We start from the raw sequence: 23,096 nt of genomic DNA on the forward strand, positions 1-23,096 counted from the left end.
AAAACAACCATTTTTTGGTTCTGTTTTACTTTGCTGTTGTTCCTTTATAAATTGGATGAAACAAGATAAAAGGAGATTCTATTGGTTAAAACCTGAAATGAATGCAACGTAATTTATTGATTTGTCATACTATATGCATTGAAAATCAGAAGTCTAATGAAAAAAAGAGAGGACTACTTTTGTGGTATGGTTTTTGCAAAGTAGTCTTTTAAAGCTTTTTTGTTGTATTAAGCAGCGTCAAAGTAGTACATGAGGAGGAAAGGATGAAGGATTCTTCTATGCGAAATCTATATCGCTGGATCGCCCGTCTGGTATTTTCCATCGACAAAAGGACCGTCGCCTTTTGGCTGACCCTAAACGGATTGTTATGTATCCTGCCTGCCATAGCCCTTCTGTTGAATAAGCAGATACTGGCGGTGATCGCAGGGTTTTTGGATACGGGAACGGGCACATTTTCGGATGTGCTGCCGTATATTATTTTTTATGGAACGGTGCTGACCGTAAGTGGATTGTCAGCTAGAATCAACAGTGGATTTCTGTACTTTCGCATGTATGATTCCTATTATCTGGGGCTGCAGGAACTTTTGATGGATTTCTTTCAGAAAATGCCCATGGAACTGCTGTTTCAAAAAGAAATCAACGATGAATACAACGCGGTGATTCGACGGGCAGGCGCGCTGACGGACGTCACCAGCGCAGCGTGTGAACTTTTAGGAAAGGGCTTTGGAATTTTGGCCCTTTTGATTACGGCGGCAAGCGTTTCGCCCATCATATCTGTATTAATTCTGTGCTACATGGCAATGATACTCTATCTCAACCACCGTATGACGAAAAAGCTGGAGGAGTTTGAGCGAAAGTACGATCCCGCGTGGCGCAGAATCAGAGACCTCAAGCTGATTCCCATGGAACCCAACGTAGCCAAGGAACTCAGGGTCTATGGAACCCAGAAGCGAATGCTGGATCAGTTTGACAAATACTATGATGAGGTAGAGCAGGCGGAGCTCCTCTATAACAAGAGCGTGGGAAAAGCAGGCATAGGAAGCAATGTGCTGCTGTATGTGTTTATGGGCGTGATTCTGCTCGTTTGCCTGCAAGGTATTTTTAAGGGAACGATTAGCGTGGAAGAATTTATCATGCTGTTTACTCTTTGCGGAAGCCTGGGCAGCTATGTGACGGTGATTTCAGAGGCCTCCATCCGTATGCACAGGGGAATTTTCGCCTTGAAACGGCAAAAGGCTTTTATGGATATGGTAGACGGGGAACTGGCGGCAAGAGAGAAAGGCGGCGTTTCTACAAAAGAGCCTGCGGCGCGGGAGATTGCCATTGCAGCGGAGCATGTATCCTTTGCATATCAGAACGACAAAGTGGTACTGCACGACATCTGCTTAGAAATCCCAAAAGGGCAGATCGTGGCGCTGGTTGGAGAAAACGGCAGCGGCAAGTCCACATTGGTACAGGTTTTGATGGGTGTTTATCCGCCCACCAGCGGACGCGTTTACCATGCGGGCTCCATCGGTACATTTTTTCAGGATTTTTATCTGTTACATAAAACGGTCAGAGAAAATGTTGGAATGGGCGATATCGCACACATAGACAACCGACAGATGGTGCAGGAAGCCATCGGAAAAGGCGGCGCTGAGAAGCTGGTGGAAAGACTGCCGAAACAGATGGACACGCTGCTTCGCAGGGAGGTGTATCCCGACGGCGTGGAATTGTCCGGCGGAGAGCGGCAGAAAATCGGAATCGCGAGAGCCTGCATGGGAACCCATGAGATTTTGATTTTGGACGAGCCTGCCTCGGCGCTGGACCCGATTGCGGAGCTGGAGCAATTTCGGCAGATTCAAGAAAATCTGGAGGGCAATACGGCGATTCTCATCAGCCATCGAATCGGCTTTGCCCAGCTGGCAGACCGGATTCTTGTGTTAGATAAAGGCAGAATTGCAGAGGACGGAACCCATGAGACGCTGATCAGGCAAAAGGGATTATATGCAGCCATGTACAAGCAGCAGGCTGCATGGTATCAGAAAGAAGATCATCAGGAGGAGCGCAATCAGGATGGAGCATAAAAAGGACAGGCTTTCATTAAGGGAGCAGAGCAGCATCGTAAAAAAGGCATTGCGGCTCAGTATTCGCGTCAAGGGATGGGATTCTCTTCTGGTCAATGTGCTGGGCTGGTTTGCAGCCTTTCTTCCGGTCATCAGCGCCAGGTATTTGGAGCAGCTGACCAATCAGCTGTATCAGCTGGTCGGCGGCAATGCGTTTGACAGTATCAGGCGGGAAATTTTCTTTCTCTTTACCATGCTGATTGTGCTTTTCGCCGTGCAGGCGTTATTTGAATGTTTGAGTCAGCATATGCTGCGGATGGATACGACCAGGACGGAACGATTTGTGGCGCGCACGATTATGGAGTGCAAATGCAATGTAAAATTTCACTACATCGAAAACAGCGACGGATTTCGGCAGAAGCTGTCCTTTGTGGAAGAATACGCCGGCGAATATACGGCAAGGAGCATGCAGGATTTAATTCTCAATGTACAGCGCATCATTGCCATTACGAGCGTGTCGCTGGAACTGTTTCGGGTCAGCGGCATGATTGTGGCGGCAGTATTTTTGACCTGTATTCCGGCGGCGGTGCTCTCCTATCTGCAAAACGATGCGACCTACCATTTCAGGACAAAATGGATGCTGGAGGGCGACAGCGCCATCATGCAGTATCTCGCTTGTACCAGACCGGAAGCCATGAAGGATATCCGTCATTTCAAAGCTTATCCGTATTTGAAAAAAGAATGGAAAAAGACAGCCAAGGAATACATAGAGAAAAAGGAACGTCTGACCGGGAAACATGTGAAATACAACATGGCGGCGGATCTTCTGCGCAATGGCGTTTACATTGTCATTTTAATCCTGGTGGGCAGGCAGATTTATATGCATCCCGAGCAGGGCGCAGGCGTTTTTGTGCTGGTATTGACTTTATCGGGGCGGCTGCAGGGACTCATTGGTAACTTGCTGGTTTCTTTGATGGAGTTTGGGCAGAATATCTCCTATATGAAAGATTTTTTCGATTTGCAGGCGTTGGGCACTGAAGAAAATGCAGGCGAGGACAGTGGGCTTGGATCTGTTTCCATAGAATTTGACAAAGTGTCCTTTGCGTATCCCGGATCGGATAGAAAGGTAATCGACGATTTGTCGGTGACGATTCGGGCAGGGGAAACCGTGGCGATTGTCGGGGAAAACGGCAGCGGAAAGAGCACGTTGATCAATTTGGTGATGGGGTTTTATACACCGCAGCAGGGGAAAATTACGGTAAATGAGGAGACGTTAAACGATTTCCAAATTAGAAAATTACGGAAATCTACAGCAGCGGTATTTCAGGATTTTTGCCATTACGAAGGCACCCTGCGGGAAAATATTGAAGCTTCTGAACTGGAACCGGTCGCAGATGCGAAGACGCTGGATCTGCTTCTGCAGGAGGCGAATTTGCAGGATCTGGTTGACGGTCAGCCAGGTGGACTTGACGAGGAAATCGGGCAGTTCAGCAAGACCGGCAATAACCTGTCCGGCGGACAGTGGCAAAGGGTGGCGCTGGCAAGGGCGCTATACAGGAGAAATACGAAGCTGATGATTCTCGACGAGCCAACCGCGGCGCTGGACCCGATGGCAGAGGCACAGCTGTATCGAAATTTTGCAGAAATGACGGCAGGAAAAACGACTCTGCTGATTTCTCATCGCCTGGGAATTACCCAGCTGGTCGACCGTATTTTGGTACTGCGGGAAGGGCGTCTGGTGGAGACAGGCACCCATGAGCAGCTTATGAAGCAGGACGGATATTATGCGCAGCTGTATCGGGCGCAGGCGCAGTGGTATCAGAAGGCTGGAAACAGAAATCCCAATTGAAATAAGTTAATATAGTCTGAATAAATGGGTTATTTTCTTAAAAACTTAAAGTTTAATCCGTTTTATGTGTACATATTTATTATTGTCGTAGTATTAAAAATGAAAAGAAGGGCTAATGAAAAATGAAAAAATCCACAAAAATAATAAGTATACTGAGTGTAATTATTATAATCGCGGCGGCGGTACTGCTGTATCGCAATGCATTGAATGATACTTGGACGGAAAGCCTTACAAAAGAATCGGATTTTACGCCATATTTAGAGTTTTACCCGGCTGATGAAGAAGCAATTGCGGCAGAAAAAGGCGCTTTTATTATCCACAACAAAACAGACAAGGAAATGCGCACAGGGGAATTCTATGCATTGCAAAAAAGAGTTTTAGGAAAGTGGAGCGATATAGGTCCATCTTTGGACTTTGTGGCGGTAGCCTATGACGTGCCGCCAGGAGAATACAGTTCTACTGTAAATTGGGAGACTTATTTTGGGGAATTAAAACCTGGAGTTTACAGAATCATAAAAGAATGCGATTTGATGACAAACGAGAGCTCTCATAAGTATTCGGAATTCCTTATTTGGTGTGAATTTAAAATTTAATGAAGCGGCGTTAGAGCGTAAGCGAGGAAAAAGCGTTCATACTGTGGACATATTTTGAATACACTGAGGAACGAGGACTGATTGGGAGAAGTGAAGTGGGAAATATCTTCAAACGAACCAGAAGAAGGTTTTATTTTCGATTGCAAGGCAGGATATTTATACTGATTCTGGCGGCAACGATTGTGTTTACCATGATACCGGTGTTGTATGGGAGTGATGATACGGCCATAGATGGGGCTGATATTGTGGAAATGGCAGAATCGCAGATTGGAAACGCAGGGGGAATGAAGTTTTGGCGTTGGTATGGCTTTGATGAGCCGATAGACTGGTGCGGCTGTTTTGTCAGCTGGTGCGCGGATCGGTGCGGCTATATAGAGAAAGGGAAAGCGCCGAAGTTTTCTTACTGTCAGGATGGGGTGAGTTGGTTTATTTCTCACAAAGGTTGGTCTGACAGAATGATTGCGCCGCAGCGGGGGATGACTGTCTTTTTTGACTGGGACGGCAACGGAATCAGTGATCACGCGGGAATTGTGAAAGAATGCAAAGCCGGAATCGTTTATACGATAGAGGGAGACAGCGGAAATATGTGCAGGGAGCGTTCGTATAAAGTGGGCGATAGCTGTATATTGGGATATGGATCACAGAGGTAATTTATATATTGGAAATTTTTAAAGCAACATCTGCGCGAAAGCCTTCCATCGTATAGCCTGTGTGCAGTTGATCCCAGTAATGCTCCGGATCTTCGTGATCAGAAGCGACAGCGCGCCGGAACCCTTCATAGTGACTGATAATAACGCCGTCATCAAGGGGGTTCAGGTCATAGATTTTGCAGAGATAGGCCGTCAGGTCGACGGCAGTGGTGTAGGTAAGTCTGGCTGAACGCAGCGATTTTTCCGGGTCGTGACAGATAAATGAAAATGTATCTGTATATTCGAGACAGTCGGGTTCGCACATTTCAATGCCGATATGTGTGTCATTGGACAGACCGCCTGCATGCCACCCTCGATGATTCCAAGGGAGAGTTTGATAAATTGTGCCGTCATAGGCGTCTATAAACCCATGGACGCAAGCGCGGTCATAGTTGGGATTATCCCATTCATCTATAAAATAGTGGGGATCAGGTTGGGCGCATCCCACGGAATGCAGCATGATACCTTTTACTGTGATTTTTTCGCCTGTAGTATAGCAGGGGTTTCTTGTCAATATAGATTCAATTATTTTCATAGCAATCTCCTTTATAGGAATATGATAGCTTATTGTTGCAGAAAAATCAAGCGGCGGAGAGAATTGTGCGGGTTGGATGTGGAGACAATGGGAACGCGGCAGGTTTTGCGCCTGAGAATATAGAAAAAACTCTTGCAATCAGGGCGTAAATATCTTATACTGAGTTAGTAGAGAAAAATTTCTGGGGTATTAGCGCAGCTGGGAGCGCACCACACTGGCAGTGTGGGGGTCAGGGGTTCGAATCCCCTATGCTCCACCACAGACTGTCCGGAAAGGACTTAAAACGTTGGAATTCAAGAGATTCCAGCGTTTTTTCTTTGCCCAGAAGACGCGGAGAAAAGCGTTTTTTTCACATTTTTCTTACGCGCGCTTCCAAAGCCTTTGTTCCTTGCGCAGAGCGTAGAGATTTTGCAGAAGCAGGACGGTATTGGACAGCGCGATGGCCAGAATATAACCGTAGATGTTCAGCTTTGGCACGCCGGTAAAGAGGATGAGAAAGATCAGAAGCAGAAGCTGTTGCAGCAGGCTGTTGCGGAAGGATTGCGCCTCCTTTCCGATACTGATCAAAAGGCTGGTGGTGGTAGCGGTTATGTAGAGCAGGGGTGAACAGACTCCTGCCAATCGTATCATGGGTCCCAGGTCTTCCCGGCCGTAAAAAAAGACGCCCATATCTTCAGCAAAACTCCAGAAAACCATGCATGTTATACAGCCAATTGTGAACGCAAGCAGCAGAGATCTTTTGATCAGGCGGCGGGCAAAGTGAGATTTTCCGGAAGAAACCATAGTTGCGATACGCGGAACTACAATAGAGCAGGCGGAGCCTACCAGAATCATGGGATAATTCATCAACGGAAATACCATCCCTTTATATTTTCCCAGCAGGGCTAATGATTCCGCGGCAGTGTAGCCGATAGAGCAAAGTCTCGATTTGACAATAACAGAGGAGAAGGCGTTGACAAATTCCAGAAGGCATTGCGTCAGGCAGATAGGCGTAGCTCCCAGAACCAAAGGCTTCAGCGTCCGGCTGATTTCCTTTGGCGTTACAGGAATGCGCGGAGCGGCCGGTTTTGTCTTTTTGTAATAGATCAAAAGGAACAGCACGCTTTGCATTTCGCCGATTGCATAGCACAGGTATACCAGGGTAACCGGATGGAAGTTACCTGCCCCCAGAAAAAAACGAATCAGACAGTAGAGAATTGGAAAGCGAAGGAGCTTCTCGCTGATGTTGATCATTGCAGGAATTTTGATCTTTGCAAGACCCAGGAAATGGCCTTTGACGATATTAGAGATGGACATAAGCAGCATCAGAGGACATGTGGCAAGGATTGGATATACTAAATTGGAATCGCCCAGAAACCAGGTGGCCAGAGGTGTTGCTGTGATCCAGACCAGGCCGGTAAGACAGAGCGACCAGAAAAAACTAAAGCAGGTGGAGATACGGATGTTGGAAGCCATCGCGCTGTAGTTTCCGTCATGCTGGTGCTTGGCGGATATTTTAGAAATGGTGACCACAAGACCTTCCGTCATGAAAGAGAGGAATAGCGCGTTAATGGGGGAAACCAGACTGAGAACGCCTAGTCCTTCCGCGCCCAGGATTCTGGACAAATACATGTTAAAAACAAATTCGATAAGTCCGATAACCAGATTCGAGATAGTAAGCACCATGATATTCTGTTTTACTTTTCCAAAAAACATAGAAAAACCCCAGCCTTTCAATATGCTCTAATGTATGAGCGATAAGCTGGGGTTATGCTGTTTGGAGGCTATTTTGTGCTAAAGAGCGGAGTGGACAGATATCTGTCGCCGGTATCCGGCAATAGAACTACAATGCTCTTTCCTGCATTTTCAGGCTGCTTTGCCAGCAAAATGGAGGCGTGAAGCGCCGCGCCTGAGGATATGCCTGCCAATAATCCCTCCATTTGGCCGAAGGTCTGTCCTGTCTCAAAGGCATCCTCGTTTTTCACAGGCACAATTTGATCATAGATTCCTGTATCCAGTACATCAGGAATGAAGCCTGCGCCAATACCCTGTATTTTGTGAGAGCCTGAAGGACCGCCTGACAGAACGGGAGAATCGGCAGGTTCAACGGCAATGATTTTAATAGCTGGATTTTTCTCTTTGAGATAAGCGCCTGTACCTGTAATGGTGCCTCCGGTACCTACGCCTGCTACAAAAATATCTACGTTGCCGTCGGTATCCCGCCAGATTTCGGGGCCGGTTGTGTCATAATGACATTTAGGGTTGGAAGGATTGGTAAACTGTCCCGGAATAAATGCGTTGGGAATTTCCTGAAGCAGCTGATCAGCCTTTTCAATAGCGCCTTTCATACCCTTTGCACCTTCTGTAAGAACCAGCTCGGCGCCATAGGCTTTCATCAAAGCGCGTCTTTCGATACTCATCGTTTCCGGCATAACGATGATAGTACGATATCCCTTAGCGGCGGCTATAGAAGCCAAACCGATACCGGTGTTGCCGCTGGTAGGCTCAATAATGACGGAATTTTCTTTTAGGAGGCCGCGGCTTTCGGCGTCTTCAATCATAGCCTTGGCAATTCTATCCTTGACAGAACCGGCAGGGTTGAACATTTCAAGCTTTGCAAAGATATGTGCCTTCAGACCATAGTTTTTTTCAATATTAGAGAGTTGCAGGAGAGGTGTGTTTCCTGTCAACTGGCTTGCGGATTTGTAGATGTTTCCCATGTGTATGCTCCTTTACTTAACTTGTGCAAATGCCTGCGCAAGATCTTCAATGATGTCGTCTGCATGCTCTGTTCCAATGGAGAGACGGACGGTGCTTTGTTTAATTCCCTGATCCTCCAGCTCCCCGGCGGTTAACTGGGAATGCGTGGTGGTAGCGGGGTGAATGACCAGGCTTTTTACGTCTGCCACGTTGGCCAGCAAAGAGAAAATGTCCAAACTATCTATAAATTTGTGAGCTTCAGCCTGACCGCCTTTGATGTCAAAGGTAAAGATGGACGCGCCGCCGTTTGGAAAATATTTCTCATAGAGCGCATGGTCTGGATGATCCTCCAGAGACGGATGATTCACTTTTTTTACAAGAGGATGTTTCGACAGATACGCTACTACCTTTTTAGTATTTTCTATGTGTCTGTCCAGGCGAAGGGAGAGTGTTTCGACCCCCTGAAGCAGCAGAAACGCGTTGAAGGGTGAGATTGCCGCACCGGTATCTCGTAGGAGGATGGCTCGAATATATGTGACAAAGGCTGCCGGACCTGCCGCGTCTACGAAAGAAACTCCATGGTAGCTTGGATTGGCTTCTGCGATGGCAGGATAGTTACCGTTAGCTTTCCAGTCAAATTTTCCTCCGTCTACGATGATACCTCCTAGCGTGGTGCCGTGACCTCCGATGAACTTGGTAGCGGAGTGGACTACAATATCAGCGCCATGCTCCAGGGGACGAATCAGGTATGGCGTGCCGAAGGTATTGTCTATTACCAGCGGCAGACCGTGCTTGTGCGCGATTTTTGCAATGGCGTCAATATCAGGAATATCACTGTTTGGATTACCGAGCGTTTCCAGGTAGATTGCCCGTGTATTATCTGTGATAGCGGCTTCCAGTTCTTCCAGATCATGGGCGTTAACAAAGGTCGTCTGAATACCGTATTGCGGTAATGTATGCGCCAACAGGTTGTAGCTGCCGCCGTAAATCGTTTTCTGTGCGACAATATGGCCGCCGTTTCCGGCTAAGGCTTGAATCGTATAGGTGATAGCTGCTGCGCCTGAGGCCAGAGCTAAAGCGGCCACACCGCCCTCCAGAGCTGCTATTCTCTTTTCCAGAACATCCTGAGTTGAGTTTGTCAAACGACCATAGATATTGCCGGCGTCAGCTAATCCGAACCGTGCGGCCGCATGAGCAGAATCTCTGAATACGTAAGAGGAGGTCTGATAAATAGGTACGGCTCTGGCATCCGTGGCAGGGTCGGGATTTTCCTGACCTACGTGGAGCTGTAAGGTTTCGAATCTGTAACGCTTATTTGGTGTAGTCATGATAAATTACTTCCTTTCCTTTAAGTTGTGCGTTGTTTCTATAGACGTGGTTGATACGTTCAATCTATATTCCTACCAGATAAATAGGATTATACGCCGATAAACCTACTTTGTCAATGGGTTGAAGCGATTTTTTGGCATATTTATCAAAAAAAGCCGGATTCCAGCTTTTTGACATGGCTAAATTATAAAATCGTAATTAGACGATTGACTGTGAATTAAGTCCTCTAATGTAATGCCCTGAAAATATTCTAAAATAACTTTATAGAAATTCTCCCACATGGGCAGAGTTTTACATTGCTGTAATCTTGGACAGGGTCTTGCATGATCTTCCAGACAAGCAACCGGGGCTAAACTTCCTTCAGTTAGTTGGAGGATAGAAGCTACATCGTAACTCTCAGGAGGACGGGTTAATTTGTAACCGCCGCCTTTGCCTCGCAACCCCTCTAAAAATCCTGCTCTGGTTAGAGCGGGGATGATCGTTTCCAGATATTTTTCTGATATGTCCTGTCTGCGAGCGATATCCCGCAGTGGAATATAGGCTTCGCTGTTGTGCTCTGCCAGATCAATCATGACACGCAGCGCGTAGCGGCCCTTTGTCGATATTTTCATCATAGGTTTCACCTCTCATACAATCCTATTATACTACTAGATTAGTAGCAAAACAAGAAATTTCATCAACCTTCGATTGAAGTAGGGGTAGGGTTGTGCTATACTGAAAAGCGAGGATTTTAAGGAGTAATAAAAATGATGAAGCATGATATTTTAGAAAAAGCAAAGAAGACCTACGAACTTCTGGCTGCTGATCCTGCGGTTTTGGGTCAGACGCGGCAGGCGGCGGCTTTGATTGAGAAATTAGAAAAAAAGGATATCACGGTATCTATTATCGGGCAGTTTAAGAGAGGAAAGAGCTCGCTGTCTAATAAAATATTAGAGGATGAAATCTTACCGGTAGGTATCGTACCGATTACTTCAGCAGTAACAAAGGTGGTATACGGTAAACGCGCCGCTGAGGTTCATTTTTTCAATGGCGTTGTGGAGGAAATCCCTTTTGACAGGTTGAGTGAGTTTATCAGTGAACAGGAAAACAGCGACAACCGCCTGGGCGTAGAATCGGTGGTGCTGCGTACGCCGTCAAAGTTTCTAAAGCACGGATTGACCTTTGTGGATACGCCTGGCGTGGGGTCTTTTCATAAAAATAATACGGAAACGGCGTATCATTATATGAAGGAGAGCGACGCGGTCATATTTTTGCTGTCTGTGGACAGTCCGATTAACCAGATTGAAATCGATTTTCTGCAAAGCGCCAGAGAGTTTGCGGGTAAATTTTATTTCGCGGTCAATAAGACGGATATAGTAGGCGAGGCGGATTTGACAGCGTATATGGATTACTGCGGTAAATTACTTTGTCATATGATGCAAGTGGAGGAAATCGCTATGTTCCCTGTCAGCGCAAGGACGGGCGATGGTATTGAGGCGTTGAAAAAGGCTATTTTGCGAGACTGTAAAAAGTCGGCGGAAGAAATTTTGTCGCAGTCCGCGGAGAAAAAGCTCAGGGACGTGATCAACAGCGCCCTGATACAGCTGGATTTCTATTGGAAGGCTATGAATATGGAGTATAAGGAACTGGACGAAAGATTTGCGGCAGTTTCCAACACTGTAGCGGAAATGAAGGCTCGCGCGGCAGATATCGATTGTCTTTTTGAGATTCATCTCAATGAGATGAAATTGGAACTGTCTCAGAAGGTTAAGGAATTGTTCGGCATGGAATACCGCTATGAAATTGAGGAATTACCTGCGGGATTGATACAGATGAACAAGATAGATTTTCTAAAGCAGGTAGATGCCCTCTGTAGTGACTTGGAGAAGACGCTCAGCGGTATTTTACTGTATCGCGAGGAAAATGCTTATGCTGTGGTGCGCAGAATCAATGGAATCAATAAATTAAGCGGAAGTCTTCGGAAGATACGGGATGACCTGACGGGATGTTCTGTATAAGACTGTTTGATTTTTTGTGTGCTTTCTATTAAAAATAGTCATTGACAGAACTGTAATTTAGGAGTATGCTTGGATATAGAAATAACCGCAGAACGTTTGGAACTGCGGTATATGGGCCCGTAGCTCAGCTGGGAGAGCGCTGCGTTCGCAACGCAGAGGCCGAGGGTTCGAACCCCTTCGGGTCCACCATTGCAGACGGCACCTTCGCGGTGCTTTTTTTGTACCATATTAGAAATGATAAGATTTATTAAAGGAGAAGAACAATGTTAGATACCGTTGCATTATACTATTTCAGTCCCACTGGCGGTACAGAAAAAGTGGGCATACAGTTTGCTGAGACAATTGCTGAAAAGGTTGTCGCTTTTAACCTTGGGGATAAGAAGCAGGATCTGCAGGATGCTGCAGCAGATTTGACAGTAGTAGCTATGCCTGTATTTGCCGGCCGGATTCCGGCTATTGCTGCAGAAAAAATGCAGCAGCTGGATGGTCATGGGAGGAAGGCCGTTACAATTGTTGTTTACGGCAATCGTGCTTATGATGACGCTTTGTTAGAGCTGAACGATACAATGATGGTGGGAGGCCATGAAATTGTCGCGTCCGCGGCGTTTATCGCGGGGCATTCTATCGTGCCGGAAATCGCAAAGGGCCGTCCGGACAAAGCGGATCTGGCGGAGATTTCTGCATTTGCGGAGGCTGTGGAGGTGAAACTCTTTGATTTGCGTCAGGAGGAAAAAGCTGTGCCAGTGAAAGTGCCCGGTAATCGGCCATATCGTGAAGGCGGCGGGGTTCCAAACGTGGTGGAGGTCAGTGAGAACTGTGTAGTCTGTGGTAAGTGTGTTGAAATTTGTCCGACGGGCGCTGTAGAACTGATTTCAGGGGAAATTACCGGGAATTCGGAAAAATGCATAGAATGTATGGCGTGCATCGCAGCCTGTCCCGTGAAAGCAAGAGCCTTGCCGCAGGAGGTACAGACCAGAATTGGAGGTTTCCTTGCTCCGTTGAAGGATGTGAGAAAGGAGAATGAAACGTTCCTGTAGATTTCGTTGACAAGCAGTTTTTTCGTATGATATACTTTGGTTATCTGGATGAAAGAAACGGGAGAGCGCATGGGCAGAGATTGCCGCGTGCCGCCGAAGGGGCAAAACTCTCAGGCAACAGGACCGTTTCCGGACAGACCTCTGGAAAGTGTAGAAAGTGTAAGAACCACCGATGAAGCAATTTCGCAGGGCGCAAGCCGCCGCCCTGCGAAAGAATCTTTCAGGTAAAAAGACAGAGTGATAGATTCTATCTGATTTACTTATGTGAGATGCTTTGGAGGTGGTTTTTGTGTCTGCATATATTATTTTTGTTTTAGAAATGATTGGGACGGTGGCGTTTTCCGTTTCCGGAGCCATGACGGGCATTCGTAAAGGAATGGATATTTTGGGCATTTCCATTCTGGGGCTGACGACAGCAGTGGGCGGTGGCGTGATTCGAGACTTGGTTCTGGGCATTACTCCGCCGAAAACCTTTCAAAATCCGGTGTATGCTATGGTGGCAATCGCGACGGCCTTGATTGTTTGTACGCCCTGGGTGCAGAATCTGTTTTCTAAACGGCAGAATTATTACGATTTAATCATGCTGTGGATGGACTCAGTGGGGCTGGGAATTTTTACAGTAGTCGGGATAGAAACAGCCTATAGTGTTTCAACAGATTTCAGCCTGTTTCTGATGGTTTTCGTAGGGGCGGTCACCGGCGTCGGAGGAGGTGTGCTTCGAGATGTGATGGCGCAGGATCCGCCGTATATCTTTGTAAAGCATTTCTATGCCAGCGCATCCTTGATTGGCGCGGTGGTCTGCGCGCTGCTGTGGGAAACGCTTGGACAGAGCGTTTCTATCATTGCAGGCGTGGCAGTGGTACTGGTACTTCGTCTACTCGCGGCAAAATTCCGTTGGAGTTTGCCGAAGCCGAGTAGTGCAGAGGAAGAATGAGACAACGATTAGAAGCATATTTACGGCAAGAGAATTGAATATGACACGAAAAAATCCCTTTTATCAGCAGAAGAAACCCGATAAAAGGGATTTTTATTATAAATTTACAGTATATGACCTGCCGCAAATTCCTCGTCTGATAGAACGCCGCCCTTGACGGAGACTACCAGGGAGGATGCCGCGTTGGCTTTTGCGATGGCGTCGTATATGGAAAGCCCCAGGGCAAGTCCTGCGATTACTGCGCCACAGTGTCCGTCTCCTGCGCCGATGGTATCGACAATCTGCGCAGCGGCAACAGGCGGAACGTGAACCAGTCCTTCGCCGCTTTCTGTACCATCATAATAATACGCGCCGTTTGCGCCGTTGGTGATGATGATCGTGTTCTGTGTTTTTTTAAATAACGCGGCGGCGGCGTCTGCAATGGTATCGCAGCCGGTATAACGGCAGATTTCATCCTCGTTAAGGTGGAGGACTGGGTGCAGTGCGAAGATGCGCGTCATCAGGGCAGCATCGATGAGACAGATACGGGGACCGGGCGCATAGAATACCGGTAAGCCGCTTTCTTCCAGAAAATCTACGATCGTACTGCCGGTTTTGTCCTCAATTTCAAGGCCGCAAATGTAAGCGCAGGACAGCTTAGAAAGATTCAGCGTATCGAACCATTCCTTATAAAACAGATATTCCGCGCCGTGATCTACGATAAAAGTCCGTTCGCCGCTTTCTTCGACAAAGCAGTAGCAGCAGCCGTTTGCCATATCTGGCGTCGGCATAGGGGAAGCCAGACCCTTTGCTGCCAGCTGATTGCGGACAAAATCTCCATAAAGTCCTGTGCCGATTGGCGAAAACAGCGTGTACGGCGCGCCGAAATGGCGAATCATATCGGCTACGTTGTGAGCGCATCCGCCCAGGGACATAGACTGGGATTTAACGTGAACGTCCTGTGCCGTCGTTGGCAGAACGTCCAGATTAATGATAATATCGGCGACAGTAGAGCCGATGACTAGAATTTTTTTCACTTGCGAATACTCCATCCTGTGTAAAATTTCGCGATAACTTTACCCTATAGTATAGCACCTTCTGTGGAAATCGTCACTACCTGATACGGCAGAAATTTTTCGCTGGCAGAGATTGCTCGCGTGACTGCTGTTTCAAGACCGCCGCAGCAAGGCACCTCCATGCGAAGAACCGAGACAGACGCGATGTTGTTACGCCGTAGAATTTCGGTTAGCTTTTCACTGTAATCGACATCGTCCAGTTTCGGACAGCCGATCAGCGTTACACGTCCGGCCATAAACTGATCGTGAAAGCCCGCGTAGGCATACGCTGTGCAATCCGCTGCAATCAGGAGATTGGCGCCATCGAAATAAGAAGCGGAAAGAGGCGCAAGCTTGATCTGTACAGGCCAGTTTGAAAGCTTTGAGCAAAGAGTATCTGGCATAACGTCTACCCGTTTGTCCGGATTCTGCGGTGTGCGAGATTCTGCGAAGGAATCCTCACCAGAGCAATCTCCCTGACAGCTGGCGGAAAGAGAAACCAGTTCCTTCTCCAGTTTTTTCGCGATCAGGTTTGCCTTAACCGCTTCCTCATCATAGGCGGCTGCTTCACGCTCTACAAAGGTAATGGCATCCGTTGGGCACGTAGGAAGACAGTCGCCCAGACCGTCGCAGTAGTCGTCGCGAAGCAATTTTGCTTTTCCGTCTACCATACCGATTGCCCCTTCGTGGCAGGCAGCGGCACAAGCGCCGCAGCCGTTACATTTTTCACTATCTATTTGAATAATTTTACGAATCATATTCGTTTCCTCCTTGACTTTGATAGAGTGAGTATAATACAATAAAAGAAATTGCGATGTTGCATTTGCAACGAAAGAGGAAAATATGAAAAAAATTATCAAGGCTATGAGAGAATCGGCGCTGTTTCAGGGAATTGCGGAGCAGGAACTTGCCGGGCTTGTTCGCGAAATGGCTGTAACCCCTGTTAAATATCAGAAGGAAGAATTTTTGATTCGCCAAGGTGATACAGCAAGGGGTGTAGGACTGGTAATAGAAGGGAGACTGCATATTGTCAGAGAGGATTTCCTGGGGAATCGTGAAATTCTTACAGAAATTCCGGAGGGAGACATCTTTGATGAGGTTTATGCGGTTCTTGTAGGAGAACCGCAGAGTGTAGCGGTAATTGCCGCTACGGACAGTAGTGTGGTGTTTTTCCCGATGGAACAAATTCTGACAAACCCCTGTGTTATGAACAATATGATGAAAGTTCTGGCCAGAAAGAATTTGTTCCTGACGCGGAAAATGGCGCATCTTTCTCGTAAGACCATTAGAGAAAAACTGATTTCCTATCTTTCAGAGGAAAGAGACCGGCAGGGAAGCATGGAGCTGGAACTGCCCTTTAACCGGCAGCAATTAGCGGATTATCTTTCTGTGGAAAGAAGCGCGTTATCGCGAGAGCTTTCGCGAATGCAGGAGGCCGGGATGATACGTTTTCATAAAAATCATTTTTTATTGTGTAATATCATGCAATAGGAGGAGAGATTATGTCATCTTTGACAGAACGGGCATTGGCAGCATCCTTGAAAAAGCTGCTTGAGAAAAAAACATTAGATAAGATTACCGTAAAGGATATCACAGATGATTGCGGTGTGAACCGACAGACCTTTTACTATCATTTTCATGATGTGTACGATTTAGTAGGATGGATATTTAAAGAGGAAGCAAAGAGGTTTCGAGGCGAGTTTGCCGGAGAGAAGGATTTGAAGCTGGTCATCTCCAAATTGATGGAACGGCTTTTGGAAGAAAAGGCATTCGTGCTTAACGCGTTTTACTCTGTGAACAGACGGCAGCTGGAAACCTTCCTCCAGGAGCTAGCACGTCCGGTACTGGCTGAGATTGCAGCTGATTACGCCAAAAATATGCGGATTACACAAGAGGATATGGACTTTGTAATTAGCATATTTAACTTTGGCCTGGTCGGTATCGTTACCGAGTGGGTAGACAGCGGTATGGACACAGCGTACATAGAGGACATGGACCGGTTTTATAAGGTAATAGACGGAATTATGGAAGAAACGTTGAGAAAGTTTTCTTTGGCTTAGGTACGACAAAATAGCAAGTGTGTCATATTTTGATGCAGGCGATTGACATTGTCTATTGTAGCTGCCGGATAAAGGGTTATGATAAAAAAAGAGGAGTAATGACATGAACATAGCAACTGAGATGAAAAGATTGGCGCTTCGAGCTGCATATAACTATCTGGATAAAGATCCAGGCGCGAATTTGCCTCGCTTGATGGAATGGGTGGATGCTAGAGCCGAGGGACTTTTGGAGCCTCAGAGAGAAGTTTTTCGGCAGATTATACGGGAGAAGGACAGCAATTGGTATCAATTGTTAGAAAGCCTTTGGACCGATATTGATGATGAGATAAGGAAGACCTTGTTTGAAAACCTGATTATAAACGCTAACTTGCTGGCGGCGCTGCAGGTCAGAGAGTCATCGGAGAGGTATGACTGCAGTGTACCGTGGGCAACAGCGCTGGATATGGGCGTTTCCTGTACCAGCGGCGGCGCCTTGTCCTTTGATGAGTTGGATGGCATTATAGAGGAAGGAAAGAATCTGGGAACTTTTATCTATGTTCTGCATGGAGACGGGGATTTATCGCGCAGAGAGGAAAAGGTGGCCCTATGCAACAAATATCAGGACTGTCATTTCTTTGATTTCATCAATGGGAAGAATGTAGACGGTGATTTAACCTCTCAGCTGCTGCGAGTGAAAAACTATGTGCCTTTGTTAAAAACCACGGGGACAGACGCTGACCGTCAGGTGGAAACAGCCATGAAGCTGTTTACAGATAGAAAGCTGGCTTTTGGCGCTTTTTGCTTTTACGATGAAAAGAGTCAGTCGCATTTTGCTCAGGAAGAGTTTTTTGATTGGCTGATCCGATGGGGTGCAAAGAGCTGTTTCTTTTTCTCATCAGTGCCCGCTGACCGGGACTATCTTTACGGAATGATGCGCCTGTACAGGCAATCAAAACCGCTTCTATCCATCAATTTCTGTAAAGATCAGGATATCACCGGCGGCTGTCTCGCCAGTCGATATTATAGCGCTGTTGACGCTGATGGTTGGGTGAAGCCGTGTCCGTTTGTAGAAGAACGCAGCATCTGTCTCAGGGAGGATAGTCTGGTTTCTGCTTATCAATCGCGGCTTTTCCAGTCATATTTAGCTGAAAATCCCGTATGTAAGGGTGTGAAGGGCTGCTGATATAATTTAAATGAAGCAAAAGCCGTATATCGACAAAAAAATAAACCGGACTTCCACAGTTAGTTAAAAACCAACAGGGATGTCCGGTTTTTTTCTATTCGGTATCGAGAAGCAGTTCTTCTAAAATAGCAACTGCGTCTTCAATACAACCGTCGCAGCTTCTGAGAACGCAACCGGTGTCGATACCCTTGATTTCACGGCAAATGGTGGATTTGTTTTTTTCCAGAAACATATCTGTAGATCGACGCATCATTTTATAGCATTGAGATTTTGTTCGTGGTTCGTCCAGATTGCCGTCTGAGTTTTTCAGGCCGATTACGATAGCCATAGCAGAGACCGCGCCGCATGTGCTGAAGGAGCTCATTCCATTTCCGAAGGCTTCTGCGGATTTGAATACGGTTTGCGGTTCGTCGTCTATCACATCGCAGAAAGCGCATACTACGGATTGCGCGCAGTTATATCTTTTGTGATGCAGTTCAACTGCAAGTTCTTTTCTGTTCATACGTATTGATTCACCTTTTCTTTTATATTATTTATCTGACGATAAATTTTGGATTGCTGACCGGCAGGTTAGGGTCGCTGATAATTCTTTCCGGCTTAGTCTCCAGAATTTCTGGATTGCGCAGATATTTTTGAAATTCCCGGAAGCAGCGGGCGTAGTAATAGCCGGATTCTACGCGCTCATCGCAGGAAACCTTTATAGGAAGCACTTTGCGTTCTGCAACAACCTCTCCTACCTTGGACAATCTGCGCTCTGGCTGCCCCATAGCGATAAAAATACCAGTCGTTCCGAATTCATAGATATGGTGATAAACCGGGCGAATTCGAATTGAGGCCAGATTGGTGATAAATAGGGAGGTATGGAAAGGACTCCCGTTTACAACGGCGAAAGGCAGGCCGATATGCCTGTCCCACCACTTCAGGAAGGACACGGTACTGCCTACGAGAAAGGGCACGCGCATGACGCTTCGGAGAAGACGATCCATAGCGTTGCTGTCTCCGGTAGTTCGGCTTAATTCAATAGCTTCTGTGACTTTTCTGTTTACTTCAAAGATATCATCGTCCAAATTAAAATACACCTTTGTTACAGTTTCCTCCCCAGGGAATCCGTCCGGTTTTAGCGTAGTAAAACAAACGCAGAAATGATTTCTGGCGTAAATCCTTTTATTACATACAAACCGGTTCAGGTTTGGATTTTGCGACACTAACCGCAGATAGGCTCCTATCATGACACTCATGTGATCCATTTTGATGCCTTTTTGGCGGCAACGGCGTATATACCCCTGCATAGCCTCTAAATCCAGTTCCAGATCGATGTAGTTAGTTGCATCATACCGGTGAGGCATGATGTGAGGGATGATCTCATAGAATGGATCGCATCCCCTGAGTCTGTATCCGTCTGATCTGTTCATTTCTTCTCTCCATTTTGATAATTACTGGATGCAATTATACTATAAAAAGGTTGTGAAAGCAAGGAAATAGCGGTATAATTAAGAAAATGCTAAGAAACGGGAAGTTCAGTTATGGAGTATAAACTATATAAGGAAGAAAATTTTTCGATATCAAAATGGACAGGCGGCGTGACAAAGCAGCTGGCTATTTTTCCTGAGAACGGCGATTATTTTGAACGCAGATTTATCTGGCGGCTGAGTACTGCTGTTTGTGAAAATGAGGAAGCTGTTTTTTCAAAGCTGCCTGATTTTGACAGAGTTTTGTTGGTGTTGTCCGGCAGTGTTGTATTGGCGCATCAGGACGTTCGGGTAGCGAAACTTTCCGAGATGGAACAGGATCGCTTTGACGGAGCTTATCGGACAAAGAGCTTCGGGCGGATTACTGACTATAACCTGATGGTTGCAAAGGGAAATCAGGGTTTTCTTGACGCCATTGCTCTGACAGAGGAAAGCCAGTCTATGGCCCTTGAGGACGTGGAAAATTATCAGTTGAAGACAATTGCCCTTTTCTGCCGGGATGGTTTTGCTGCTGTGACGATCGGGGAAGAAACAGTCATGATAAACCCGGGTCAGCAATTGGTGGTAAACGCGGCGGCACAGGAATCTGTAAAAATTTCTGTTATGGGCGAGGGTTACCTGGTGCGGGCGCGAATCTTCTATAACTATGAGCAAGGGGAGCTTGGCCCTACGGTGATACCGAAGGAAAAAGCTACGTTTGATGATTTTAAGGCATGTATATATCTGGCGAATATTCAGTTTCGCGGGGCGTCCTTCATTTTCCGTAAGCTGAAGCGTCAGTGGTTTGACGAGGAGCTGACGAAAGCCATAAACAAGTTGGAAAAGATATATTTGCCGTTTTTTGTGGGAATTTTGGTTCTTTTTATCATTGTCGGCCTGGGCGTCTCGCGCATGGAAGGCTACGGCTGGATCTGGCTCTGTCTGGCATGGCTGGCGGCAGATATTTTTTTAATATCCCCTTTGATGTATATGGCGGTAGTGCCCAAACCGGTACGTAAGCATATTAAGGACATAGACCATCTGACACCGTATGAACAGCGTGTTCGTGAAAAACAGCTGGCAACCAATGAGCGAGTGGAAAAAATAATGAAGAAATATAAAAACTCCGGCAAGATTGTTTATGATGAAGACGGTAATCGAATGAAGTGATTAGGCGCTGTTGAGAGAAAAGCGGATATATGTGGAAAATTTTTTGAATATGCGGTTAAAAGAGATAAAAAGGACTTGCCTATATTAGGTAAAACGAGTACAATACTAAGTAACAGATACGCTGCTTGGAAATAACTGTATTGTGAAAACCGCCGCAGTAGGGTAATGCTCAACAGCATATCAAGTCAAAAGATTAAGGAGGAAAATGATAAATGAAAAAACTGTTAACATCATTGCTTTGCTTAGCGATGGTTATGTCATTCATGCCTTCACTGGCATTTGCTGCTGATGAAACGCCGAGTGATCCAAATGCAAATAGAACAGAGATCACTGAAAATACGACAGAATTAAAGGCAGGCGAGGCGTACAAGCTGACTAAGGATGTGGATCTGAACAACACATTGGTTGTAAAGCTCGGTGAAGCTAATGAGAACGGTTATATCCCGTCCGCTCAAATTTACTTAAATGGTCATAAGTTGACCAGTAAATCCGGTCATACCATTCAGAACAATGGTAAGCTGCGTATTTATGGAGACGGTACAGTAGAGAATAACAACAAAGGCTCCGCTGCACTCTATAATGCTCCGGGAGCAGAAGCGACTTTGTACGGTGGGACATTTACTGGGGACAAATGGTATGTTATCAAAAACCTGGGAAAATTAGAAATTACCCCTTACAACGATGCGGTTGTCACCATTGATCAAAAGGATGCTAAATCCAGCGGTATTGACAATGGATACTATGGAAATGCTGTCAATGATTGTGGGGAAACAGCATCTTCTGATTCTGTTGTCGAACTTACCATCAACGGAGGAAACTTCACTGGTGGTGTGAATGCTGTTAAGAATGACGATTACGGCGTTTTGACCATTAAAGATGGTACATTCACAAATACAACAGGACCTGCTATCCAGAACTGGAATGTAACCACCATTGAAGATGGTACATTCTCTGTAACCGGTGCGGCTAAGGCTGTTATTTCAAATGGATATTTGAATGGCACTTCGAATAAGGGTCAGCTGACAATTAACGGCGGAACCTTTACTGCCAGCGAGAACGGAACAGGCAATCTGTTTACTACGGGAGCTACTTCCGGAGAGAACGGCAAGGTAACGATTACGAACGGAACTTTTACTGGCGAATTTAATGTACAGAAAGCATACCTGCCGGAAGTCTTTGCGGGTACTTTCTCCGATACCGCAGTATTAAAATATTTTGCTGATAATGCTGAGATCAAAATAGTATTAAATAAAGACGTTAACGGTGGCATTACGGTTCCTGCAGGCGCTAATGTCAACCTTGACCTGAATGGTCATACGATCAACGCGGGAACAGGAAATGGAACAGCTGCAATTAAAAATCTTGGAACTGTAGAGATTTCAAACGGAACAATCAAGCGCGACGATAATAATGATCCTGCTAAAGACTACTATGTAATCAATAACGAGGGCATCATGTCGATTAATAAAGGCACGGTTGTTACTAACAATGCTGCAGATGCATCTCTGGTTAGAAATGACGGAACACTTACCATTTTTGAAGGTAAGATTGAGCAGACCAGCTTTATTGCAGTAAAGAATGATGATCATGGCGTATTGAATGTTAAGGGCGGCGAAATTATTGGAGGTAATGATACTGAAAATAGTAAGGTTGCGATTCTGAACTGGAAAACAGCAAACATTTCTGGGGGAACGGTTAAGGGCGCTGTTGTAACCAGAGCATGGTCTGATGAGGTTGTAGGAAATACGACTATTAGCAGCGACGCGAAAGTTGAGGGCGCTATAAAGGCAGATAAGTATGGGAATGCTACTGCTGTACCTGCGCCGACTGTTGCAATTAAAGGCGGTACGCTGGATGTTACTGAGTGGATCGTCGAAGATGAAGCTAAGGTAGAAATTAATGTTGAAAAGGCTAAGTTCGTTGGCGACAATAAAAATGCTGCTTTAGACTTTATTGAAGGTGGAAAAGATAAGTATGAAATTGGTGAGGACGGAAAAGTAACAGAAAAGACGCCAGTAAATCCTGGTCCTGATACTCCTAATCCGCCGGTTGTTGTACCTCCAACTGGTCCTGATACTCCTGTAACTCCGCCGACGGAAATCGAAGATCCTGACACACCGTTGGGACCGCTTCCTGAGGAAGAAGTGATTGCTGCTGTTAAAGCTATGAAGATTACCGCAAGCTCCAAGGCAGTGAAAGGAAAGATCACTGTAAAATGGAAGGTAAAGGGAAATACTGACGCCATCGATGGATATAGAGTATATAAATCCACGAAAAAGGATAAGGGTTTCAAATTCATGGGTAAGACTAAGAAGTTATCCATGGCAAATAAGAAGAACCTGAAAAAAGGAACGAGATATTTCTACAAGGTTAGAGCATACAAGGTTCTCGACAGTGGAAAAGTTGTTTACTCTGATTACTCCAATTTGGCAAACAGATATGCTAAATAAATAAAAAATTATTAAGCTGGGGCATAAATGCTCCAGCTTTTAAAATGCGGTAAATCGTTATGTCGGTACTATGACTTAGGATATA

The 23,096-nt window shown here is 46.0% G+C and carries 21 protein-coding genes, 2 tRNA genes and 2 riboswitches; of the genes, 14 read left to right on the forward strand and 9 right to left on the reverse strand.

Annotated elements, in window-relative coordinates; translation table 11 throughout:
• Window positions 1–263: 263 nt before the first annotated feature.
• The 4 genes from ACPW7J_RS02350 (at window position 264) to ACPW7J_RS02365 (ending at window position 5,137) form a co-directional block, all read left to right on the forward strand.
• Window positions 264–2,066: an ABC transporter ATP-binding protein gene (locus tag ACPW7J_RS02350; protein ID WP_425756296.1), complete on the forward strand. Its 1,803-nt coding sequence runs from the start codon at window positions 264–266 to the stop codon at window positions 2,064–2,066.
• A complete protein-coding gene (locus ACPW7J_RS02355) occupies window positions 2,056–3,894 on the forward strand; it encodes an ABC transporter ATP-binding protein (RefSeq protein WP_425756298.1) in 1,839 nt (612 codons plus the stop codon). The genes ACPW7J_RS02350 and ACPW7J_RS02355 overlap by 11 nt, the downstream gene beginning before the upstream one ends.
• Before the next feature lie 122 nt (window positions 3,895–4,016).
• The gene (locus ACPW7J_RS02360) at window positions 4,017–4,487 is read left to right on the forward strand and encodes an immunoglobulin-like domain-containing protein (protein ID WP_425756300.1); all 471 of its coding nucleotides are present in this window, start codon (window positions 4,017–4,019) and stop codon (window positions 4,485–4,487) included.
• Between the two features lie 95 nt (window positions 4,488–4,582).
• Window positions 4,583–5,137, forward strand: coding sequence for a CHAP domain-containing protein (locus ACPW7J_RS02365; protein WP_425756302.1), 555 nt, complete (start codon window positions 4,583–4,585; stop codon window positions 5,135–5,137).
• 1 nt (window position 5,138) lies between these two features.
• On the opposite strand, the gene ACPW7J_RS02370 is transcribed toward ACPW7J_RS02365, so the two are convergent.
• The gene (locus ACPW7J_RS02370) at window positions 5,139–5,711 is read right to left on the reverse strand and encodes a peptidoglycan recognition protein family protein (protein WP_425756304.1); all 573 of its coding nucleotides are present in this window, start codon (window positions 5,709–5,711) and stop codon (window positions 5,139–5,141) included.
• A gap of 183 nt (window positions 5,712–5,894) precedes the next feature.
• On the opposite strand from ACPW7J_RS02370, the gene ACPW7J_RS02375 reads away from it, so the two are divergent.
• A tRNA-Ala gene (locus tag ACPW7J_RS02375) sits at window positions 5,895–5,970 on the forward strand.
• Window positions 5,971–6,071: 101 nt separating this feature from the next.
• On the opposite strand, the gene ACPW7J_RS02380 is transcribed toward ACPW7J_RS02375, so the two are convergent.
• The 4 genes from ACPW7J_RS02380 to ACPW7J_RS02395 form a co-directional block, all read right to left on the reverse strand.
• Entirely contained in the window at window positions 6,072–7,406 is a 1,335-nt protein-coding gene (locus tag ACPW7J_RS02380; protein WP_425756306.1) for an oligosaccharide flippase family protein, read from the reverse strand.
• Window positions 7,407–7,474: 68 nt separating this feature from the next.
• The gene (cysK, locus tag ACPW7J_RS02385) at window positions 7,475–8,410 is read right to left on the reverse strand and encodes a cysteine synthase A (protein ID WP_425756308.1); all 936 of its coding nucleotides are present in this window, start codon (window positions 8,408–8,410) and stop codon (window positions 7,475–7,477) included.
• A 12-nt stretch (window positions 8,411–8,422) separates the two neighbouring features.
• Entirely contained in the window at window positions 8,423–9,718 is a 1,296-nt protein-coding gene (locus ACPW7J_RS02390; protein ID WP_425756310.1) for an O-acetylhomoserine aminocarboxypropyltransferase/cysteine synthase family protein, read from the reverse strand.
• A 180-nt stretch (window positions 9,719–9,898) separates the two neighbouring features.
• Window positions 9,899–10,333, reverse strand: a complete 435-nt coding sequence (locus ACPW7J_RS02395) for an RrF2 family transcriptional regulator (protein ID WP_424960269.1) — start codon at window positions 10,331–10,333, stop codon at window positions 9,899–9,901.
• Between the two features lie 132 nt (window positions 10,334–10,465).
• On the opposite strand from ACPW7J_RS02395, the gene ACPW7J_RS02400 reads away from it, so the two are divergent.
• The 4 genes from ACPW7J_RS02400 to ACPW7J_RS02415 all read left to right on the forward strand — a co-directional run bounded on the left by ACPW7J_RS02400 (window position 10,466) and on the right by ACPW7J_RS02415 (window position 13,687).
• Window positions 10,466–11,716, forward strand: a complete 1,251-nt coding sequence (locus ACPW7J_RS02400) for a dynamin family protein (protein ID WP_425756313.1) — start codon at window positions 10,466–10,468, stop codon at window positions 11,714–11,716.
• Between the two features lie 113 nt (window positions 11,717–11,829).
• Window positions 11,830–11,905 (forward strand) — tRNA-Ala (locus tag ACPW7J_RS02405).
• Between the two features lie 74 nt (window positions 11,906–11,979).
• Window positions 11,980–12,753, forward strand: coding sequence for an EFR1 family ferrodoxin (locus ACPW7J_RS02410; protein WP_425756315.1), 774 nt, complete (start codon window positions 11,980–11,982; stop codon window positions 12,751–12,753).
• 48 nt (window positions 12,754–12,801) lie between these two features.
• Window positions 12,802–12,889, forward strand: a riboswitch (glycine riboswitch).
• A gap of 3 nt (window positions 12,890–12,892) precedes the next feature.
• A riboswitch (glycine riboswitch) is annotated at window positions 12,893–12,991 on the forward strand.
• Window positions 12,992–13,042: 51 nt separating this feature from the next.
• On the forward strand, window positions 13,043–13,687 hold the full coding sequence (locus ACPW7J_RS02415) for a trimeric intracellular cation channel family protein (RefSeq protein ID WP_425756317.1): 645 nt from the start codon (window positions 13,043–13,045) through the stop codon (window positions 13,685–13,687).
• A 104-nt stretch (window positions 13,688–13,791) separates the two neighbouring features.
• Here ACPW7J_RS02415 and ACPW7J_RS02420 read toward each other — a convergent pair whose 3' ends face one another.
• Together ACPW7J_RS02420 and ACPW7J_RS02425 are read right to left on the reverse strand one after the other, a co-directional pair.
• Window positions 13,792–14,703 (reverse strand): PfkB family carbohydrate kinase, encoded by a 912-nt coding sequence (locus ACPW7J_RS02420; RefSeq protein WP_425756319.1) that lies wholly within the window; start codon window positions 14,701–14,703, stop codon window positions 13,792–13,794.
• A 44-nt stretch (window positions 14,704–14,747) separates the two neighbouring features.
• Window positions 14,748–15,479 (reverse strand): ATP-binding protein, encoded by a 732-nt coding sequence (locus ACPW7J_RS02425; RefSeq protein WP_425756321.1) that lies wholly within the window; start codon window positions 15,477–15,479, stop codon window positions 14,748–14,750.
• 85 nt (window positions 15,480–15,564) lie between these two features.
• Here ACPW7J_RS02425 and ACPW7J_RS02430 point away from each other — a divergent pair, with 85 nt between their 5' ends.
• From ACPW7J_RS02430 to ACPW7J_RS02440, 3 genes are all read left to right on the forward strand, one after another.
• Complete coding sequence (locus ACPW7J_RS02430) at window positions 15,565–16,212, forward strand: Crp/Fnr family transcriptional regulator (protein WP_425756323.1); 648 nt, start codon at window positions 15,565–15,567, stop codon at window positions 16,210–16,212.
• A gap of 11 nt (window positions 16,213–16,223) precedes the next feature.
• The gene (locus tag ACPW7J_RS02435; RefSeq protein ID WP_161874285.1) at window positions 16,224–16,781 is read left to right on the forward strand and encodes a TetR/AcrR family transcriptional regulator C-terminal domain-containing protein; all 558 of its coding nucleotides are present in this window, start codon (window positions 16,224–16,226) and stop codon (window positions 16,779–16,781) included.
• A gap of 103 nt (window positions 16,782–16,884) precedes the next feature.
• The gene (locus tag ACPW7J_RS02440; RefSeq protein ID WP_424960276.1) at window positions 16,885–17,943 is read left to right on the forward strand and encodes a hypothetical protein; all 1,059 of its coding nucleotides are present in this window, start codon (window positions 16,885–16,887) and stop codon (window positions 17,941–17,943) included.
• Window positions 17,944–18,037: 94 nt separating this feature from the next.
• On the opposite strand, the gene ACPW7J_RS02445 is transcribed toward ACPW7J_RS02440, so the two are convergent.
• Entirely contained in the window at window positions 18,038–18,445 is a 408-nt protein-coding gene (locus ACPW7J_RS02445) for a C-GCAxxG-C-C family protein (protein WP_424960277.1), read from the reverse strand.
• Between the two features lie 31 nt (window positions 18,446–18,476).
• Complete coding sequence (locus ACPW7J_RS02450) at window positions 18,477–19,355, reverse strand: hypothetical protein (RefSeq protein WP_424960278.1); 879 nt, start codon at window positions 19,353–19,355, stop codon at window positions 18,477–18,479.
• Between the two features lie 111 nt (window positions 19,356–19,466).
• On the opposite strand from ACPW7J_RS02450, the gene ACPW7J_RS02455 reads away from it, so the two are divergent.
• Window positions 19,467–20,561: a HutD family protein gene (locus ACPW7J_RS02455; protein WP_424960279.1), complete on the forward strand. Its 1,095-nt coding sequence runs from the start codon at window positions 19,467–19,469 to the stop codon at window positions 20,559–20,561.
• A gap of 212 nt (window positions 20,562–20,773) precedes the next feature.
• Window positions 20,774–23,011, forward strand: coding sequence for a hypothetical protein (locus ACPW7J_RS02460; protein WP_424960280.1), 2,238 nt, complete (start codon window positions 20,774–20,776; stop codon window positions 23,009–23,011).
• The last annotated feature ends 85 nt before the right edge of the window (window positions 23,012–23,096 follow it).

Source organism: Ihubacter sp. rT4E-8 (assembly GCF_049852125.1).
In the GTDB taxonomy this organism is placed as follows: Bacteria; Bacillota; Clostridia; order Peptostreptococcales; family Anaerovoracaceae; genus Senimuribacter.